Raw genomic sequence first — 18802 nt, 5'->3', positions numbered from 1 at the left:
AAAAACACCAGCATCTGCTAGTGTTTTCTGATTCTTTTTTAATCATATTATTTGAGTGAAATTAATGCATCGGATAACTTTGCAAAGTCAGGTATTGATAAGGCTTCTGCTCGAATGGATGGAGAAATATCAGCAGCCAATAGGAGTTTTTCAATTTCTGGCTTCGCCTCTTTCCCAAATTCTGCCTGCATATTATTCATTAAAGTCTTGCGACGATGAACAAAAGAACTGTGCATAATTTTAAAGAACCAATCTTCATCCTGAACTTCTACCAACGGTTTTTCACGTCGAACCATACGAAGTATAGCTGAATCAACATTTGGTGCTGGTATAAATACCGTCCGAGGTACAATAAAAGCAACTTGAGCATCCATATAATATTGGACAGCAATAGATAATGAACCATAGGCTTTTGAATTTGGTTGTGCTGCAATTCGATCGGCAACCTCTTTTTGCATCATGACCACAAATTCTGCAAATGGGATTTTACTTTCGATCAAATGCATTAAAATAGGAGTTGTAATATAGTAAGGTAAGTTTGCTACAACTTTTATGGGCAATTCTGGATTTTTGAAATTCTTAATATAATCATTCAAATCAATTTTCAAAACGTCCGCAGCGACCAGTTGGAAATTTTCATAATCAGCTAATGTTTCTTCCAGAATTGGAATTAATGTCTTATCAATTTCAAAAGCCATAACTTCAGCGGAGTTTTCCAAAAGATATTGTGTCAATGAGCCAATCCCTGGTCCAATCTCAATGACGTTGACTTCTTTTGATAACTCAGCCGTTGCTGTAATTTTTGACAAAATGTTTTGGTCAGTTAGAAAATTTTGACCAAATTTTTTCTTAAAATTAAAATCATGTCGACGCATAATATCTTGTGTCCGAATGATATTGGCTATCCGAGTAACGTCTGTTTTTTCTGTTTTTGTCATTCCTCTATTGTACCATAATTTTTCATCACTTCTTCGACTTGATTCATTGATATGCCAAACATATTCAATCGTTTAAGCAATTGTTTGCCATTTGCATATCCAATCCTTAGTGCTTTACACAAGTACTCTCTTCGCTGTCGGCTATCATTTGTCATGACGAGCCCAAATTTCATCAAGTCACTTGTGTTCAATGGATTTTCAATTTCTGTCAGTGCTGACGAACTTTCAATTTGACCCAGTGCAGCTTCCAAAGCTTCAAAATTGGCGTGCTCAACCCCAAGCGAGCGGCCTCTAGATTTAGACTTCGGAACACCTTCAGATCGCTGAATAAAAGCGTGCTGAGCAGTTGGAATGGCCTGCATAATAATTTTTCGAATCCGTTCTCCTTGATAATCGGGATCTGTAAAAACGACAATGCCTCTCTTTTTATGAAGGATTTTCAATCTTTCTAAGTCCGTCTGATTAATACTGGAACCATTTGTTTCATAAGTATCCACATCATAAAATCGTTTTAAATTTGAACTGTCATCTCGACCTTCAACGACAATTATTTGTTTAATTCTTTTCTTGTTTTCCATTTATTTTTTTATTACCATTACATCAACTTTCCCCACATCAACAAACTTGATACGATAGGGATAAAATTCAATATTTTCTTCCCCAGCCAAAAAAGATGCCAAAAAGCCAAAGGAGAGTGTGCAGATTAAAGCAAAGGCCCAAATGATGTAAACTATTGTTTTAATTCCCCTTGATTTTTTATCCTCGTTATTATTTAAGCTTAAAAATGCTCAATGCATTCTCATATGTGGCTAAAGCCACTTCTTCTTCTGAGAGGTTTCTGAGTTCTGCAATTTTTTTCACCACAAAACTGGTATAGGCCGGTGTATTTTCACGGCCACGGAAAGGAACTGGCGTTAAATAAGGGGCGTCTGTTTCGACCAAAATTCTATCCAAAGGCAGTTCACGAGCTGCATTTTGTTCTCCCAGGGCCTTTTTAAATGTTATGACGCCAGAAAATGAAATCATCATTCCTAAATCGACAAAACGTTTAGCATCATTAACATTTCCAGAAAATGAATGCATGATAGCACCAGCAGGCCCAACACCTTCGTCTTTAATTATTTGATAAGTCTCTTCCAAAGCATCTCGCGTATGAACTTGAAAAGGAACATTCATTTCTTTTGAAATCTGAATTTGCCTACGAAAAACCTTTTCTTGGACTTCTTTGGATTGAACCATCCAGTGATAATCCAGCCCAATCTCTCCCAAGGCAATTACTTTTGGCTTGCTTAATTCTTGCCTCAAGTATTTAATAGCATCGGCACCAAACTCGCCCGCGTCATCTGGGTGCCATCCAATCGTCGCATAACATTCATCAAATTTTTCAGAAATTTCTACGGCGAGTTGATTCAGCTTCAAATTACTCCCAACATTATTTATTTTAACGACGCCAAATTGACGAGCTTTATCTACTTCTAGCGCCAGGCGATCGGCGAAAGGGCTATCATTCAAATGCGTGTGTGTATCGAAAATTTTCATAAGTCCATTATAACAGATATAGATATATTCGTCATTTTATTCATTGTGATATGAAACAAAAAAAGACGACTAAGCGTCTATAAAAAATTCCGTTTTTTTTCAAATTAAATTGCACTTCGCAAACGCGAACCGCCATTTTCTAGAATCCGTACAGTACGTGGTAAAAAGGCTCTAATTTCCTCTTCATTGTAACCAACGTGCAACCGTTTTTCATCCATAATAATTGGACGTCGCATGATTTGTGGATTTTCAGAAATAATTTTTATTGCTGCCGATAAGGAAAGATCTTCGAAATCAACACCAAGTGTTTTCACAAAACGATTACGACTGGAAATTAAACCTTCAACACCATCATCACATTTTTCAAGAATTCGGCTGATTTCTTGAACAGATAATGGATTAGCAATAATATTACGCTCTTCAAATGGAATGCGATGGTAAGAAAGCCATGTTTTAGCTTTTTTACAACTCGTGCAAGATGGAGCTGTATAAATAGTAATCATCTTCTCTCCTTCATTAAGATATTTTGATACGAGATTAATAATTTCTCAATTTTTTCTTCGTAATTTAATTTTCATTCATCTAATAGTGTTAAACAAAATGAGAAAACTCACGATTGTTCAATTATATCATAATTGCGTAATGAAAAAAAGACTATTTTCAAAAAAACTTTCTTTTTTTGAATAACATTTACATGACAAATATAAAAGATTTTGTCATATCTGACAAAATCTTTTAAATATCATAATGTTGGCGTTTCAACAGGGCGGGGTAAATATTCTGCGCCTTGTTGAGTTCCCGCTTTTTACTCTCAATATCGTCTGTAATCTCAATCGAAAAATTTTCAAATATAGGACGAGATTCTTTAAAAATATATCCACCATTTTTTAAATCTTGTTCATCATCAAAGACAGCTAAGTGATGAGATAATTTTTTGAAAAAGGTATTCAAATAAAATGTTGGTAAGTATAAATTATACATTGATGTGTAATTTTTAAGATAATTATAATCATAAAAGGCAACTTTAACATCACTTTGAGGATTAATCAAAGCCGTGTCATCACCTGCAATTGGACGGTTCAAAATCTCAATGATTTTTTGATTTAAAGTGTTTCTTGCTTCAATTTCTCGAATTAATTTTTCGATCGCCAAGCGTTTCTTATAGCGATTTTCATCATAAATTTTATAAATAAATATTCCAGCAATTGTCAGCCAAGAACCAATTACTAAACCAAAAATCATAGCAATAATAAGTTCTGTATTCATGAGACCATTATAACAAATAAGAAAGCGTTTGTGAACTTATTTTGTTCTTAGTATTAAATTTATTAGAATAAAATGATAGAATAATTATAGAAGTAAAATAGTCTATCAAAAAAGCTTTTCCTTTGACCTTTTTTGACCTTTATTTTATAATGTTACTATACTAAAAGAAAAGGAACATCGGGATCAACTTCACCGATGGACTGATAGCTTTTCCTTAACGAGTTTCGTTAATCAAAATAATATTAGTCAGGAGACAATTATGGGTTACTTAGTTCCAACAGTTATTGAACAATCAAGTCGCGGAGAACGCGCCTATGACATTTATTCACGTTTATTGAAAGATCGCATTATTATGTTAACTGGTCCTGTTGAAGATGGCATGGCTAACAGCATCATTGCGCAGCTTTTGTTCCTCGATGCACAAGATAATACAAAAGACATCTATCTCTACATCAACAGCCCTGGAGGTTCTGTTTCTGCCGGTCTTGCAATTGTTGATACAATGAACTTCATTAAATCTGATGTTCAAACCATTGTTATGGGAATGGCTGCATCAATGGGGACAATCATTGCCTCATCTGGTGCTAAAGGCAAACGTTTCATGTTACCAAACGCTGAATACTTGATTCACCAACCAATGGGGGGTGCTGGTCAAGGCGTTCAACAAACCGATATGTCCATCATTGCTGATCATCTTGTTCGTACACGTGATACACTTGAAAAAATTCTTGCTGATAATTCAGGTAAATCAATTGAACAAGTGCACAAAGATGCTGAACGTGATCACTGGATGTCAGCTCAAGAAACACTTGACTATGGTTTCATTGATGAAATCATGGAAAATAATTCATTGAAATAAAATAAAAAGCTGTCAGATCTGACAGCTTTTTATTTTATTCAATTTCGATTAATAAATCTTTGGTTTGAATTGCTTCACCTTTAACAGCATGGACAGCGATAATTTCTCCAGAGAATGGTGCTTCGATTGATGTTTCCATTTTCATCGCCTCTGTCACCATTAAAGTTTGTCCTTTTTTAACTTTGTCACCTGCTTTTACCAAAACATCAAGAATTGATCCTGGCATGGTTGCTCCAATTTGATTGGCATTCCCCGTTTCTGCTTTACGCTTTGCAACTATTTGAGTCTTAACAGATTTGTCATTGATAACAACCTCACGACGTTGACCGTTCAAGTTGAAGAAAAGCACACGATTTCCTGATAAATCAGGCTCTCCGATTTCATCCAGATGAATGCTGAGCGTCTTCCCTTTTTGAATGGTAACTTCAATTTTTTCACCCAAACGCATACCGTAAAGGAAAGTTGGTGTATCAAGTAAGGTTACAGCTCCAAATTCACGTTGTGTTTTTTGATAATCAAGGAAGACTTGTGGGTACATGATGTAAGATATTATTTCATGGTCACCCGGTTCATATCCAATTTTTTCAGCCAATTCGTTTTTGACAACTTCAAAATCAACAGGTTCAGCGTGTAAGCCAGGTCTGTCAGTAATGATCGTCTTGTCTTTAACGATAATTTTTTGTAATTTTTCAGGAAAACCACCAACAGGCTGGCCTAAGTCGCCGCGGAAGAATGAAACCACAGACTCTGGGAAATTCAAATCTTCGCCACGTTCATAGACATCTTCTTCAGTCAAGTCATTTTGAACCATGAAGAGGGCCATGTCACCAATTACTTTAGAAGAGGGAGTGACTTTAATAATATCTCCGAACATCATATTTACCGTACGATAAACACGCTTGATTTCATCAAAGCGATCGCCTAAGCCGACTGCGGTAGCTTGTGATTTCAAGTTTGTATATTGACCACCAGGCATTTCGTGCATGTAAACTTCAGTAGAAGGACTCGTAATTCCTCCTTCAAAAGCAGCATAATATTTACGTACATCTTCCCAATAATGATCAATTTCTTCTGCATTTTTCACATTGATATTTGCGTGACGTTTACCATGTTCCAAGGCGTAAACGATGGACTGCATTGATGGTTGTGAAGTTCCCCCTGCTAAGCTAGCAGTTGCCACATCAATAATATCGACACCTGCTTGTGTTGCACCAGAATAAGTGATGATTCCATTTCCAGACGTATCATGTGTATGCAAATGAATGGGCATATCTACCTTGTCTTTGAGTTCAGAAACAAGACGATATGCTGCTTGTGGCTTCAACAAACCTGCCATATCTTTAATGGCTAGAATATGTGCTCCCGTTGCTTCCATCTCTTTTGCCAAGTCTTTATAGTATTTCAAATCATACTTAGAACGTGTTGGATCAAGAATGTCCCCAGTGTAGCAAATTGTTGCTTCGGCAATTTTCCCTGCATCACGTACGGCTTGGATTGATTTTTCCATTTGAGGGAGCCAGTTTAAACTATCAAAAATTCGGAAAACATCAATTCCCTCACGCGCCGCAATTCGAATGAACTCTTCTAAAACATTGTCCGGATAGTTTTGATAACCTACAGCATTTGACCCGCGGAAAAGCATTTGGAACATCGTATTCGGCATCAATTTACGAAGTTGTCTCAAACGATACCAAGGTGACTCATTTAAGAATCGGTAAGACACATCAAAAGTTGCTCCCCCCCACATCTCTGCAGAGAAAAGTTCAGGTAAGCCTTTATCAATACTGGCCGCAATTCCCTTCATATCCTGCGTTCTCAAACGCGTCGCAAGGAGAGATTGGTGGGCATCACGCAAAGTTGTGTCTGTTAATAATACATTTTTTTGCGCACGAACATAATCAACTACAGCATCAGCGCCTTTTTCATCAAGAATATTTTTTGCCGTAACCTTCGGTACAATAGTCAAATGAGGTTGACGAGGAAGTTCAAAATGTTTCTTTTCTACTTGTTCAATACCTGGGAATCCATTGACCGTGATATTTGATAAATAGTGCAGCGTCTTAGTTCCACGATTACGCAATTGAGGGAAATTAAATAAAGCTGGTGTATTATCAATAAACGTAGTGGTTGCTTGACCACTTGTGAACTCTTCTTGATTGACAACGTTGATTAAAAAAGGAATATTCGTCTTTACGCCACGAATACGGAATTCATGAAGGACACGATTCATTTTCCGAACGGCATCAGAAAAGTTAGGGGCGAAAGTACACACTTTCACAAGAAGTGAGTCAAAATAAGGTGTGACTTCATAGCCTGCATAAGCGTTACCGACATCCAAACGAATTCCGTAACCACCTGGTGAGCGATAAGTATTGATTTTTCCAGTGTCTGGCAAAAAACCGTTCTCTGGATCTTCAGTAGTGATCCGACATTGAATAGCCGAACCCAAAAGTGGCACTTCATCTTGAACTGGGACACCGATTTCACGATGTAAATCTTTTCCTTGTGCAATTAAAATCTGTGTTTGAACGATGTCAACACCAGTAATCAATTCAGTGATCGTATGTTCAACCTGAACGCGAGGATTTACTTCGATAAAGTAGAATTCATTATCTTTAACAAGAAATTCAACCGTCCCTGCATTGACGTAACCCACATTTTTACATAATTTTACTGCTGCATCACAAATTCGATTACGTAATTCAAGACTCAAACCAACTGCTGGTGCAATTTCAATAACTTTTTGATTCCGACGTTGAACAGAACAATCGCGTTCATGTAAATGAACGATATTTCCATGTACATCGCCTAAAATCTGTACTTCGATATGTTTTGGATTTTCAATATATTTTTCAACATAAATTTCACCTGAACCAAAAGCGCCAATGGCTTCTGATTTAGCGCGAGCATAACCATCCCGTAACTCATCATCATTCCGAGCGACACGCATTCCACGTCCACCACCACCTAAGGCAGCTTTAATCATCACTGGGTAGCCATATTTTTGGGTAAATTCAAAAGCACCATCAACATCAACAGCACCATGCGTTCCAGGGATTCCAGGAACACCAGCCTCATCAGCAGCCGCTTTTGCCTTAATTTTATCGCCAAAGATATCCAAATGATGAAGATCTGGGCCAACAAAAATTAAGCCCGCATTTCTAACCTTTGTTGCAAATTCAAGGTTTTCAGAAAGCAAACCATAACCAGGGTGAATAGCATCAGCACCACATTCAAGTGCTACTTTAATGATACTATCCATGTCAAGATAGGCTTCAATGGGTTTCTTTCCTTCCCCAATTAGATAAGATTCGTCAGCTTTAAAACGATGAACAGAATATTCATCTTCTTTTGCATAAACTGCAACCGTTGAAAGTCCTAGCTCATATGCCGCCCGGAAAACACGAATTGCTATTTCACCACGATTGGCTACTAACAGTTTTTTCATTAAGGATCTCCTTTTAATTGGAATGAATTCTATATCTCAAAATGTGTCACATACATATCAATAAAAAACAATTAATACTAACTATCTTACCACTTATACCAAAAAAATTCACTGACTGGGTAATAAATTCTAAATATTCAAAAGATAGAATAGAAACCCTGCCTAAGCAGAGATTCTATCCATCATTTTTCAGTTCCATAAAAATATTTACTCGAAAGTTCACTAATTTCCCGTCGTTTCTCATCGGCTGAAATATTTAAAACAAAGGCAATACCGAGTGACAAAACAAGGAAAGACGAACCGCCTTGTGAAATGAATGGGAAAGTTACCCCCGTTTCTGGAATTACACCAATGGCCCCTCCTACATTCACTAACACCTGAATAAGTAACAAGGCAGCAATCCCAATCGACATCAAGCTATTAAATGAGCTTTTCGCTTTAATTCCGACAATTAATATCCGACTAATCAGGAAAAAAAGAATTCCTAAGACGATAACACCACCAATGATTCCAAGTTCTTCTACAATAATGGGAAATACAAAGTCAGTCGGTGCTTCAGGTAGAAAGCCGTTTTTTTGGATGGAATTTCCTAGTCCTCGACCTAACCACCCCCCATTTACGATTGCATAATAAGAATTGGCCAATTGGTGACCTGAGGTGGCAACATCTTGAAAAGGGTTAACAAAAGCTCTAAAACGCGCGTTGACATAGGACCCAGGAATAAGGTTTCCTCCTGTAGCAAACAATAAGCCAAAGAAGGCTAGCATAGCTATGATAAACATTTTCCCATACCCACTAAACCAACGCCATGATATTCCACTTGCACCAACCATTACTGCTACAAGTCCAATCATGATAATCGTATTTCCTAAGTCTGGCATGATTAATTCGATGATAATTAGTGACAAAATAGGGAGGCGCCAACCACCAATTAGTTTTTGTGTAAAAGTTTTACCTTTGAACACTTCAGCGATATCATTTTTCTCTATTTCATCTTGCTTTTCAGAAAATACTGATGCGAGATACCATACGATAAATACTTTTGCTACCTCAACGGGTTGAATCGTCCCAACTCCTGGAATAATAATCCATCCATGCGCTCCGTTCAGTGATCTAAAGAAGAAACGAGCTGCCAGCATCGCCATTATTATAACAATCATAATCACAAAAAGCATTTTTTGACTTTTCAATGCTCTTAATTTTAATCTGAAGATAAACCCTATCGCAGCAAAACTTAAAAGCATAAAGGCTGCCTGACTGATTACTTGACTATAAGGCGATCTACCGTTCAAAAGTTGATAGGGTACGGTCGTGGAAAAGACCATGATTATTCCAATTCCAGATAAAAGGAGATAAGGAATCAAAATGGAATAATTTAAAAAGTTCGCTTTTTTTAGTCCGTCTTTCATTTTTCTCTCAAATTCATATTTTTTTCTTTAATAAAGATTAATTATTTTTCATTATACCATTTTTTGTGTATTTTTTTGCGCATTTTGATGTTCTCTTGTAAAAAAGAAAAGATGATCTCTCATCTTTTTCACTATTCTTCTTTATGAAGGGTAACCATTCGTTCCTTAGGACAGAATTTCATCGTCTCCACTTTTTCCGGATGACTGGCTTTATTTTTACTACTGATATAATTCTTGCTTCCACATGAGGTACAGCGTAGTGTAATCTTTATTCTCATCCTACTATACTCCGTTGATGTAAAAATGGCTTGAAATTAATTAAAGACCAAATAAAATTAATAATAACAAACAAGCTTGTAACGACGATTGCCATTCGATAAGATACAATTCCTGCAACTGCTGATCCTAATAAAGGACCGACAACAACTCCAAAATTTGAAAACATCTGACTGTAAGCAAAAATTCTGGAAACACCTTCTTTGGGGGTAATTTTTGCTAAAAGGGAATTGACCGAAGGCATTAATGCGCCCGTTCCAAATCCCAAAAAGAATCGTAGAATACCGAGCTGCAAGGGCGTTTGAACAAAGGCCATTGGTAAATACATGGCAAGACTAAAAAGGAGCCCAACTAATATAAGTCGATGCGAACCATATTTATCTCCAATTTTACCTAGCGTTGATGACGAGAGCATGGCTGACAATCCCACAGCAGATACGATCAAACCAGAGATAAACATTAAATTGCTGGTTGAGCCGGATAAAGTCTTGATATACAAAGTAACAAAAGGTTCAATCGATTGAGATGTGATTTGAAGAATAAAACAAGTGACTAATAGACCAACTAAAATATGTTTATTTGAGACTTTGCTAAAGACCTCTTTCGTTGATAACATCTCTTTTTTGGGAATTGGTTCAAAGTTTTCATGAACAAATAATACCGTTAATATCGTAGCTAAAAATAAGAGGATACCTACAATGATAAAAACGTTACTCATGCCAAACCATTGGGCCATGAGTCCGCCTATAGAAGGACCAATCAAAGTCCCCGTAACCATTGCTGTCGATAATAGACCTAGCGCATAACCCGATTTATCTTTGGGGGCTTGAGATGCAATCATAGCCGTCGCATTTGGAATAAATCCAGAAAAGAACCCCATCAGGAGTCGTAAGCTGATTAACCAAAAAACCCCTGCTTTACCAAACATAGGTGAAATTGCGATGAACCCCATCGTTAATGACATGACAAATGCGGCGCGTACCATCATTGGTTTTCGACCATATTCGTCAGCTAATCTCCCCCAAAAGGGTGCAATTATCCCCGAGGCAAGTGCTGTCGAAGCAAATGCAATTCCTGAGTACAGCGTCACCGCAGACCCTTGGATTCCTAAATTCTGAATATAAAGTGGTAAAAAAGGCATGACAAGTGAGAATGATGCACCCACAATAAAACAACCAATCCACGTTATCCACAGATTCGTTTGCCAATTGACTTTATTTATTTTCTGCGTTTTCGTTTTCTTTCCTCTTCTAAAGTAGTTTAGTATAGTAATGCTAATAGTTTTTCTACAAATTCTTGTGTCTCTTGAATCGTTCCAGAACTGTCAATCACATGCGTAGCTTTTTTCTTCTTTTGCTCAAACGGCATTTGAGCATTTATTCTGTCTTTTGCCTCTTGGACTGTCAAATGATCTCGTTCGACAATGCGGTGGATTTGTTCATCTGGTGATACAGCAATCAGCCATACCTCGTCAAATCCATCATAGTCTTGTTCAATCAGCAGTGGAATATCCATAAACAAAACCCCATTTTCAGGTAATTGATCAATTTCATGTGCTTTACGTAAATAAAGTTCCTCACGTATTACTCCATTCTGAAGGCTACCTAGTTTTTGCCTTGAAGCCTCATCTGAAAAAACCAGTTGCCCCAATTTTTTCCGGAGCAATCTGCCTTGCCCATCAAAATAATCTGAACCAAATTCGCGACGAATCATTTCATTCAGTTTTCCACCAGGCTGTTGAAGCTCATGAACAACCTTGTCTGCATCAATGACTGCATAACCTTTAGAAATCAAAAAATCAACAATCGTTGATTTTCCACTCGCAATTCCACCTGTCAATCCGATTACTTTTTTCATGACTTTATTATACCAAATTTTATCATTTTTAGAGACTCATAAAATTAAAAATCTTAGTAGCATCTCTATTAACAGTAGTTAAAAAAGCCCCTAGGGGCTTTTTAAAGAAAATAATTTACAAAAAAGTTTTTAAGCTTAAATATTTGTTGTGTGCATAACTTCGTCATCATCATTTGAAAGAACTTCGTGGAATACACGTTCAGTCAACTCTTGTTTTTGCTCAGGAGTCAAATATTTTGTATTAACACAATATCCTGAAATACGTACGATAACATCTTCTCCAGCCATAATTTTAGCATAAACATCCTTGAGGTCCATCACATTCAAGTTAACGTGTTGACCAGCAAAATCTGTTCCTGCAATTAATGCACCCGGTGTGAAGTAGCCATCAAGGATTTGAACTAGATTTTCAACTTGTTCATCTTTCGTCTTTCCAAGGGCACGAGGAGAAACTTGGGTTGTCAATGAGATTCCATCATTTGCATCTTTAAATTCAAGTTTAGCAAGTGAGCGAAGATTTTGTAGCCATCCACCTTTTGCTTTGTTTGATGGATTAGCACCAGGTGAGAAGAATTCAAGTTTAGATTTATTAACTGTACCATCCTCATTCAAGAATACACCTTTATGAACAGGTGAGTTACCAGTTTGTTTAGAGTAAGCAACGTTTGATGTAATCGTCAATAGAGATACAGTTGCTTCAGCATTCTTATAAAGTTTGTGTGATGCCAATTTTTCATGATACATTTTCATTACAAGTTTAGCAATATCATCTACACGGTCATCATCTTCGCCATAACGTGGGAAGTCTCCTTCAACCTCATAGTCATAAATATAGCCATTCTCGTCACGTAATGTTTTAACTTTAGCATATTTAATCGCTGATAAAGAGTCAACTGTATTTGCAAAACCACAAATACCAAATCCCATATTTGCACGAACTTTTGTTGGTAAGAAGGCCATTTGAACAGCTTCATAATTGTATTTATCTGTCATGTAGTGAATAATATTCATTGCATCTACATATGTATCAGTCAACCAATCAAGCGATTTATCAAAGTTGGCCATTACTTTGTCATATTCAAGCACTTCTTCGGAAACAGGTTCGATATCGAAAACTTTGTAATCTTTATGAACATCATCGTATCCACCATTCAAACCAGTCAACATGGCTTTAAGGACGTTAACACGAGCACCAAAGTATTGGAGGTTGTGACGTGCATCTTCAGATTCTGGATCCAATGGCGAAACACAACAAGAGATACAAGACATTTCACCATATCCATCTTTGGCCATTGTATCAACACCTTCATATTGAATAGAAGAGTGTTTGTGTGACATCGACATTGCATATCGTTTGAATGAATATGGTAATTTAGATGACCACAAAACGGTCAAGTTTGGTTCTGGGGCATTTCCGATGGTGTCTAACGTATTAAGGAAACGATAGTCCATTTTTGTAACACGGTGACGACCGTCATTCCCCATACCAGCCATTGAAGTTGTAATGAAGGTTGGATCGCCAGAGTAGAGTTCATCATATGCAGCAGCTCTTGCAAATTTCATTGTGCGAAGTTTCAAAACAAAATCATCAACAAATTCTTGCAATTCTTTTTCTGTATATGTGCCTCGTGCAAGGTCACGTTCAGCATAAATATCAAGAACGATTGGTACACGTCCAAGTGATGTTGCCGCACCATTAATAACGCGACATACAGCCATATAAGCGATATTTACCCATTGGATTGCTTCTTTTGTATCCATCGCTGGGCGAGAAACATCTAGACCATATAATTTACCAAAATTAACAACTTGCTGCAATGCTTCATATTGCATATTAATTTCTTCTTTGAGTCGAATGTTTTCGTCATTGATTTCAGTAATCGCATCCCACTCACGTGCTTTTTCTTTCATCAAGTAATCTGCACCATAAAGTGCAAGACGAGAATAAACACCGACAATACGCCCACGTGAATATGCATCTGGTAAGCCTGTAACAGTATGTGCGTGACGAGCCTTACGAATTGCTGATGTATAAGCACGGAAAATTCCATCATTTACAGAAGTCATTGTTTGAGAGAGAACATCATGCAATTGTGAATCAACACTAAGTCCATGTTCTGTTAGAATCTTTTCTGCAACGCGAAGTCCACCTTTAGGCATAAAGTTTAAGCGGAACAATTCTTTATTCTGCATACCATAAATTAATTCAAGGTCTTTATTATTTGGATCAATGTAGCCCGCAGGAATTTTATCAATTGATGTGACAACGTCAGTATCGAATGGGAAACCTACTTCCTCATAATAAGCTTTAGTGTCTTCAATGATTTTTTTAACTTTTAGTGTGCGTTCTGTAGCGTGTTCGAGAAAGCTTTCGTCTCCATCATATGGAGTGTAATTTGATTGAACAAAGCGTGAAATACTTGCTTTATTTTGCCAATCATTACCTTTAAAACCGTCCCAAGCCTGTTCGAATACGTCTGATGTTACTTCAGTTTTCATGTTTGAAAATCTCCTTTGATTTCAATCTCTGAACTTCTGTTTCAGATTATGAATTAATTATATCATACAGATTTGCTAATTCAAGCCAAATATTGGAATAAAAGCACTTTCTTTACTAGTACAGTTTCATTTATTTTATTATCTGTTACAATCTGATACATTTTTCACAAAATGTTAAAAAAAAACAGCCATGGCTGTTTTTTATTTTTAAATCATATCTTTTTTTCGCAATAACCAGACCACGATCCCACTGATTGTTAATGTGAATAATAGGATTCCCCATACCATCCAGTGGAGCGTTTGCCCTGGAATTGGTACGTTAATCCCATAAAAGCCAAATATCGCCGCAGGAATCCCTAATACAAAAGTTGCTGAGGTCATAATTTTCATGACGATATTCAAATTATTAGAAACAATATTTGAGAATAAATCTCTCAAATTTTCCAATAATTTTAATTGGATTTTTGTTTCAGTGTAGGCTTGGTCCATTTCTACATAAATGTCGTAAATCTTATCAGCAAAACCGTCCTCATCTTCTTCACGCAGATAATCGATGAATTTAACCAGAACTTCTCTGTTATTGCTCAGTGCATCTTCAAAATATATTAAGCTAGCTTGAATCGCAATTAAATCAACTATTTGATCATTTTTTGTTGAATTTTTAATTCCAACTTCTAATTTGCGTCGTCTCATACGGAAATCTTTGAGATAATCATGAAAAATATGAGTCATTTGATACATGATTTGAAAGATAAGTTGATGTTTATATCTTTTAAAATCATAATTTCTACCAAAGATTGGTGTATTATCAATTTCGTGATTTAGTGCTAATACAACAGACTCATTTTTAGTCCAAATAAGTGAATAAGGAAATGTTGCTATTTCATCATAGTTTGATTGCGCAGGGTATTGGAGCAAAATAAGGTTATTATCATTTTCATCGGTTTCAAAGCGGGCATTTTCATAATCATCGAGGATGCCACCCAAGTAGTCAAAAGGAAAATCAAAATATTCCGAGACGTTCCCAATTTCTTCACGTGTTGGATTGAGGACATAAGTAAAATTTTTCATTTCACCTGTGGAGATTAATTTTTTTTCTTCAGAAAGTTCGTAGTTTTTTATCATGTAAGTTCGTCATTTCTTTCTAACCTGATAATTTGCTTTAATTATATCATAAATCAAATGACTTCACTTTTTTAGATAATAAAAAAGCCCTCCGTAGAGAACTTTTTTCATTCAATTAGTCAACGAAATTGTTGTTTGGAATGTTGTAGAATGATGCAAGACCTTTATATTGTCCAACTTCAGCCAATTGATCTTCAATACGGAGCAATTGATTGTATTTAGCAATACGGTCAGTACGTGACAATGAACCTGTCTTGATTTGACCAGCGTTAGTTGCAACAGCGATGTCAGCAATTGTAGCATCTTCTGTTTCACCTGAACGGTGAGAAACGATAGCTGTGAAGCCAGCTTCTTTAGCCATTTCAATTGCTTCAAAAGTTTCTGTCAAAGTACCGATTTGGTTAACTTTAATCAAGATAGCGTTTGATGCACCAAGTTTGATACCTTTAGCAAGGTAATCAGTATTTGTTACGAAGAAGTCATCACCAACGAGTTGAACTTTGTCGCCAAGTTCTTTAGTGAATTTAACCCATCCATCCCAGTCGTTTTCATCGAGTCCATCTTCGATAGAGATGATTGGATATTTTTCAACCAAACCTTTATAGTAGTTGATCATATCATCTTCAGTACGGAGTTCCCATTCTGATTCAGGTTTGTTAGCTAATTTACCGAATTCGTACAATCCAGTTTCTTTATTGTAGAATTCTGATGATGCAGCATCCATAGCGAAGACGATATCTTTACCAGCAACATAACCAGCTTTTTCGATAGCTTCAAGAATAACATCGAAACCTTCATCATTTGATTTAAGGTCAGGAGCATATCCACCTTCGTCACCAACGGCAGTAGAGTAACCTTTTGATTTCAATACAGCAGCCAATGCGTGGAATACTTCAGCACCATAACGGAGAGCTTCTTTAAATGTTGGTGCACCGATAGGCATGATCATGAATTCTTGGAAGTCGATTGAGTTAGCAGCGTGTGATCCACCATTAATGATATTCATCATTGGTGTTGGCAATACTTTGGCATTGAAACCACCAAGGTAGTTGTAAAGTGGAACACCAAGTTCATCAGCAGCAGCACGTGCAGCACCAATTGATACACCGAGGATAGCATTAGCACCGAGTTTTGCTTTAGTAGGTGTGCCATCTAATGCGATCATAGCGCGGTCAATGGCTTGTTGATCAGTAACTTCGTAACCGATAATTGCTTCAGCAATTACGTTGTTAACGTTGTCAACAGCTTTTTGAACACCTTTACCGCCGTAGCGAGCTTCACCATCACGAAGTTCAACAGCTTCGTGTTCACCAGTAGAAGCACCTGAAGGTACCATACCGCGACCGAATCCACCGTCTTCAGTATAAACTTCTACTTCAAGTGTTGGGTTACCGCGTGAGTCAAGGACTTCGCGAGCATAAATATCAGTAATAATTGACATTTTAGTCTCCTTATTATTTTTAAGTGCATATACACTCTTAATACTCTTTGATTTTACTATTTTTTCGGAAATTTTTCAAGTGAAAGTTTTGACAATGTTAAAGTTCACAAGGTTTTACGCTTACATTCACTTACTTTTTGAGGGGAGAAAAAAATATTGTGATTTTCGAAAAAATGCAACTGTTACACACTAGATTTTTTTTGTTTTATAGCCCAATTCCTGTTGGCGAAACCAAAATTTTAACAGCTGTTTCATTATGATTGATGAGCGTATCAAATCCTTCATCTAACAAATTGTCCAAACCGATTTTTCCTGTTATAAGTGGTTCTAGATTAATTTTACCTGAAGCAACAAGCTCAATTGTTTTCGGATGTGTATTACAATATGCAATCGTTCCTTTTATCTTCAACTCTTTGATTGTGAGTTTTACAAAGTCTACTTGTGCAAGTTTCCCCCAAATTGCCACGACGACAATTGTCCCTGCTGGACGGACAGCATCCACTAAGGTATTAAATCCGAATTGATTTGACGAACATTCAAATCCAACAGCAGCACCTTTTCCATCTGAAGAGAATTCCCGTACCTTGGAAACAATGTCATCTTCCATGGGATTCAAAAGAAGTTCAGCAACACCTGTTTCCTTTGCTTTTTGACGTCGCATTTCTGATGACTCTGAAATAATTACCTTAATGCCCTTAGCTTTAAGAACAGCAGCTGTCAACAATCCAATTGGACCTGCACCAATAATTAGCGCGGTATCTCCCTCTACTGCTTCTGAAACTTCATAGGCATGATAAGCAACGGACAATGGCTCAATTAAGGCAGCCTGATCAAGCGGAATACTGTCTGGAATTTTATGAACCCATCGTGCATCAACAGCGATTTTTTCTGCAAGACCACCGCCATTTCCACCAAGACCAATAAAATTTGAACCTTCAGAAAGATTATAGTGTGAACCTTCTCCTGTCGGTTCACCAGCAGGTACAATATAAGGTTCAACTACAACGTGATCTCCGACTTTCAATCCTTCTACACCATTTGGTACAAAATTAACAATCCCAGACATTTCATGTCCTAGTGTTACTGGGGGGAACTCTCCTGTAATAACATTAGGATGTTCATGAGAGGGACAGAAAATTGGGCCATCCAAAAATTCATGAAGGTCTGTCCCGCAAATGCCATTCCAAGCCACATCAATCCCAACTTGTCCGGCTCTTACAACTGGTTCATCAATTTCATCAATGCGAATATCTCCGCGGTCATAAAAACGTGCTGCTCTCATTTTTTTCTCCTCAATGTAAGTGATAAGATCATTTTTTATCTTATCGCTACGAATTATTATATTATCTGATATTATTATATTATCTGATATTATTAGATAACAAATATATTTTACTGCTAGCGCTTACAGTTGTCAAATATTTACCGGATAAAAAAACTGAGGTATCCCCCAGTTTTTCTTATTTTTATTTTGTTTCAATGAGACCAAAACGTCCATCTTCACGGCGGTAGACAACATTTGTACCATTTGTTTCGGAGTCAGTAAAGACGTAGAAATCATGACCTAACATTTCCATTTGCAAAACGGCTTCTTCAGCATCCATAGGTTTCAAGGCAACATGTTTTGTACGTACAATTGTGATTCCTGCATCTTCAACCTCATCACTTTTATCTAGCGGTGCAAACTCATCAGTGAATACTTTTGCAGTTGGAACGCTGTTTCTAGGTCGACGGTTCGTCCGAGTTTTATATTTGCGAATTTGACGTTCAAGTTTTTCTTCCACGAAGTCAATTGACGCATACATATCTTCTGAAGTATGTTCTGCACGTAACGTCACGTTTTTAGCTGGGATTGTAACTTCTACCTTTGCTCGCTTCTCCGTATAAATTTTTAGATTCACATAGGCCGTCACTTCATGACCGTCATTGAAGTATTTCTCGAGTTTTCCGATTTTTCCTTCAACGTAAGCGCGGATTGCGTCAGAAACCTCAACGTTTTCACCACGGATATTAAATTTAATCATAAGATGCACCTTTGCGGACTAGAAATATTCTCATTATTATCTAATTCTTATCAATTTTTGTCGCAGTTTTTTATTTTTACGAAGCAAATGATTTTGATCGAGTTGAATAATAAACCTTACT

General features: G+C 36.9%; 16 protein-coding genes. 1 reads left to right on the top strand and 15 read right to left on the bottom strand.

Annotated elements, in window-relative coordinates; translation table 11 throughout:
- Positions 1–47 precede the first annotated feature (47 nt).
- The 5 genes from rsmA to RT41_RS00305 all read right to left on the bottom strand — a co-directional run bounded on the left by rsmA (position 48) and on the right by RT41_RS00305 (position 3743).
- A complete protein-coding gene (rsmA, locus tag RT41_RS00325; protein ID WP_096816807.1) occupies positions 48–938 on the bottom strand; it encodes a 16S rRNA (adenine(1518)-N(6)/adenine(1519)-N(6))-dimethyltransferase RsmA in 891 nt (296 codons plus the stop codon).
- Complete coding sequence (gene rnmV, locus RT41_RS00320) at positions 935–1516, bottom strand: ribonuclease M5 (protein WP_054639044.1); 582 nt, start codon at positions 1514–1516, stop codon at positions 935–937. Before rnmV ends, rsmA begins: the two co-directional genes overlap by 4 nt.
- 190 nt (positions 1517–1706) lie before the next feature.
- Positions 1707–2477 (bottom strand): TatD family hydrolase, encoded by a 771-nt coding sequence (locus tag RT41_RS00315; RefSeq protein ID WP_054639045.1) that lies wholly within the window; start codon positions 2475–2477, stop codon positions 1707–1709.
- A gap of 104 nt (positions 2478–2581) precedes the next feature.
- A complete protein-coding gene (gene spx, locus RT41_RS00310; protein WP_096816806.1) occupies positions 2582–2980 on the bottom strand; it encodes a transcriptional regulator Spx in 399 nt (132 codons plus the stop codon).
- A gap of 232 nt (positions 2981–3212) precedes the next feature.
- Positions 3213–3743: a hypothetical protein gene (locus RT41_RS00305; RefSeq protein WP_180752658.1), complete on the bottom strand. Its 531-nt coding sequence runs from the start codon at positions 3741–3743 to the stop codon at positions 3213–3215.
- A 259-nt stretch (positions 3744–4002) separates the two neighbouring features.
- Between RT41_RS00305 and RT41_RS00300 the strand changes: the two genes are divergently transcribed.
- Positions 4003–4602: an ATP-dependent Clp protease proteolytic subunit gene (locus RT41_RS00300; protein WP_096816805.1), complete on the top strand. Its 600-nt coding sequence runs from the start codon at positions 4003–4005 to the stop codon at positions 4600–4602.
- A gap of 34 nt (positions 4603–4636) precedes the next feature.
- Here RT41_RS00300 and RT41_RS00295 read toward each other — a convergent pair whose 3' ends face one another.
- The 10 genes from RT41_RS00295 to hpf all read right to left on the bottom strand — a co-directional run bounded on the left by RT41_RS00295 (position 4637) and on the right by hpf (position 18681).
- The gene (locus RT41_RS00295) at positions 4637–8050 is read right to left on the bottom strand and encodes a pyruvate carboxylase (RefSeq protein WP_096816804.1); all 3414 of its coding nucleotides are present in this window, start codon (positions 8048–8050) and stop codon (positions 4637–4639) included.
- A gap of 182 nt (positions 8051–8232) precedes the next feature.
- Entirely contained in the window at positions 8233–9459 is a 1227-nt protein-coding gene (locus RT41_RS00290) for an FtsW/RodA/SpoVE family cell cycle protein (RefSeq protein ID WP_096816803.1), read from the bottom strand.
- A gap of 131 nt (positions 9460–9590) precedes the next feature.
- Positions 9591–9737: a 50S ribosomal protein L33 gene (rpmG, locus tag RT41_RS00285; protein WP_054639046.1), complete on the bottom strand. Its 147-nt coding sequence runs from the start codon at positions 9735–9737 to the stop codon at positions 9591–9593.
- Positions 9734–10957, bottom strand: coding sequence for a multidrug efflux MFS transporter (locus RT41_RS00280; protein ID WP_483868476.1), 1224 nt, complete (start codon positions 10955–10957; stop codon positions 9734–9736). The genes rpmG and RT41_RS00280 overlap by 4 nt, the downstream gene beginning before the upstream one ends.
- Before the next feature lie 38 nt (positions 10958–10995).
- Positions 10996–11592, bottom strand: coding sequence for a dephospho-CoA kinase (gene coaE / locus RT41_RS00275; protein ID WP_096816801.1), 597 nt, complete (start codon positions 11590–11592; stop codon positions 10996–10998).
- Positions 11593–11727: 135 nt separating this feature from the next.
- A complete protein-coding gene (gene pflB / locus RT41_RS00270; RefSeq protein WP_096816800.1) occupies positions 11728–14091 on the bottom strand; it encodes a formate C-acetyltransferase in 2364 nt (787 codons plus the stop codon).
- Between the two features lie 207 nt (positions 14092–14298).
- Positions 14299–15216, bottom strand: a complete 918-nt coding sequence (locus RT41_RS00265) for a magnesium transporter CorA family protein (protein ID WP_180752657.1) — start codon at positions 15214–15216, stop codon at positions 14299–14301.
- Positions 15217–15331: 115 nt separating this feature from the next.
- A complete protein-coding gene (gene eno, locus RT41_RS00260) occupies positions 15332–16657 on the bottom strand; it encodes a phosphopyruvate hydratase (RefSeq protein ID WP_054639048.1) in 1326 nt (441 codons plus the stop codon).
- A gap of 205 nt (positions 16658–16862) precedes the next feature.
- Entirely contained in the window at positions 16863–17939 is a 1077-nt protein-coding gene (locus tag RT41_RS00255) for a 2,3-butanediol dehydrogenase (protein WP_054639049.1), read from the bottom strand.
- Positions 17940–18123: 184 nt separating this feature from the next.
- Complete coding sequence (gene hpf, locus RT41_RS00250; RefSeq protein ID WP_054639050.1) at positions 18124–18681, bottom strand: ribosome hibernation-promoting factor, HPF/YfiA family; 558 nt, start codon at positions 18679–18681, stop codon at positions 18124–18126.
- Positions 18682–18802 lie beyond the last annotated feature (121 nt).

The sequence above is a fragment of the Lactococcus fujiensis JCM 16395 genome (genome assembly GCF_002441655.1).
Lineage (GTDB): Bacteria > Bacillota > Bacilli > Lactobacillales > Streptococcaceae > Lactococcus > Lactococcus fujiensis.
The sequence above is the reverse complement of the archived record's forward strand: the minus strand, read 5'-3'. Positions and strand labels throughout refer to the sequence as shown.

Bases quoted from the DNA above. Each gene is read 5' to 3' on its own strand.
- RT41_RS00255 (WP_054639049.1), bottom strand. From the start codon at position 17,939: ATGAGAGCAGCACGTTTTTATGACCGCGGAGATATTCGCATTGATGAA.
- spx (WP_096816806.1), bottom strand. From the start codon at position 2,980: ATGATTACTATTTATACAGCTCCATCTTGCACGAGTTGTAAAAAAGCT.
- hpf (WP_054639050.1), bottom strand. From the start codon at position 18,681: ATGATTAAATTTAATATCCGTGGTGAAAACGTTGAGGTTTCTGACGCA.
- RT41_RS00315 (WP_054639045.1), bottom strand. From the start codon at position 2,477: ATGAAAATTTTCGATACACACACGCATTTGAATGATAGCCCTTTCGCC.
- rpmG (WP_054639046.1), bottom strand. From the start codon at position 9,737: ATGAGAATAAAGATTACACTACGCTGTACCTCATGTGGAAGCAAGAAT.
- RT41_RS00265 (WP_180752657.1), bottom strand. From the start codon at position 15,216: ATGATAAAAAACTACGAACTTTCTGAAGAAAAAAAATTAATCTCCACA.
- eno (WP_054639048.1), bottom strand. From the start codon at position 16,657: ATGTCAATTATTACTGATATTTATGCTCGCGAAGTCCTTGACTCACGC.
- RT41_RS00290 (WP_096816803.1), bottom strand. From the start codon at position 9,459: ATGAAAGACGGACTAAAAAAAGCGAACTTTTTAAATTATTCCATTTTG.
- coaE (WP_096816801.1), bottom strand. From the start codon at position 11,592: ATGAAAAAAGTAATCGGATTGACAGGTGGAATTGCGAGTGGAAAATCA.
- RT41_RS00300 (WP_096816805.1), top strand. From the start codon at position 4,003: ATGGGTTACTTAGTTCCAACAGTTATTGAACAATCAAGTCGCGGAGAA.
- RT41_RS00305 (WP_180752658.1), bottom strand. From the start codon at position 3,743: ATGAATACAGAACTTATTATTGCTATGATTTTTGGTTTAGTAATTGGT.
- RT41_RS00295 (WP_096816804.1), bottom strand. From the start codon at position 8,050: ATGAAAAAACTGTTAGTAGCCAATCGTGGTGAAATAGCAATTCGTGTT.
- pflB (WP_096816800.1), bottom strand. From the start codon at position 14,091: ATGAAAACTGAAGTAACATCAGACGTATTCGAACAGGCTTGGGACGGT.
- rnmV (WP_054639044.1), bottom strand. From the start codon at position 1,516: ATGGAAAACAAGAAAAGAATTAAACAAATAATTGTCGTTGAAGGTCGA.
- rsmA (WP_096816807.1), bottom strand. From the start codon at position 938: ATGACAAAAACAGAAAAAACAGACGTTACTCGGATAGCCAATATCATT.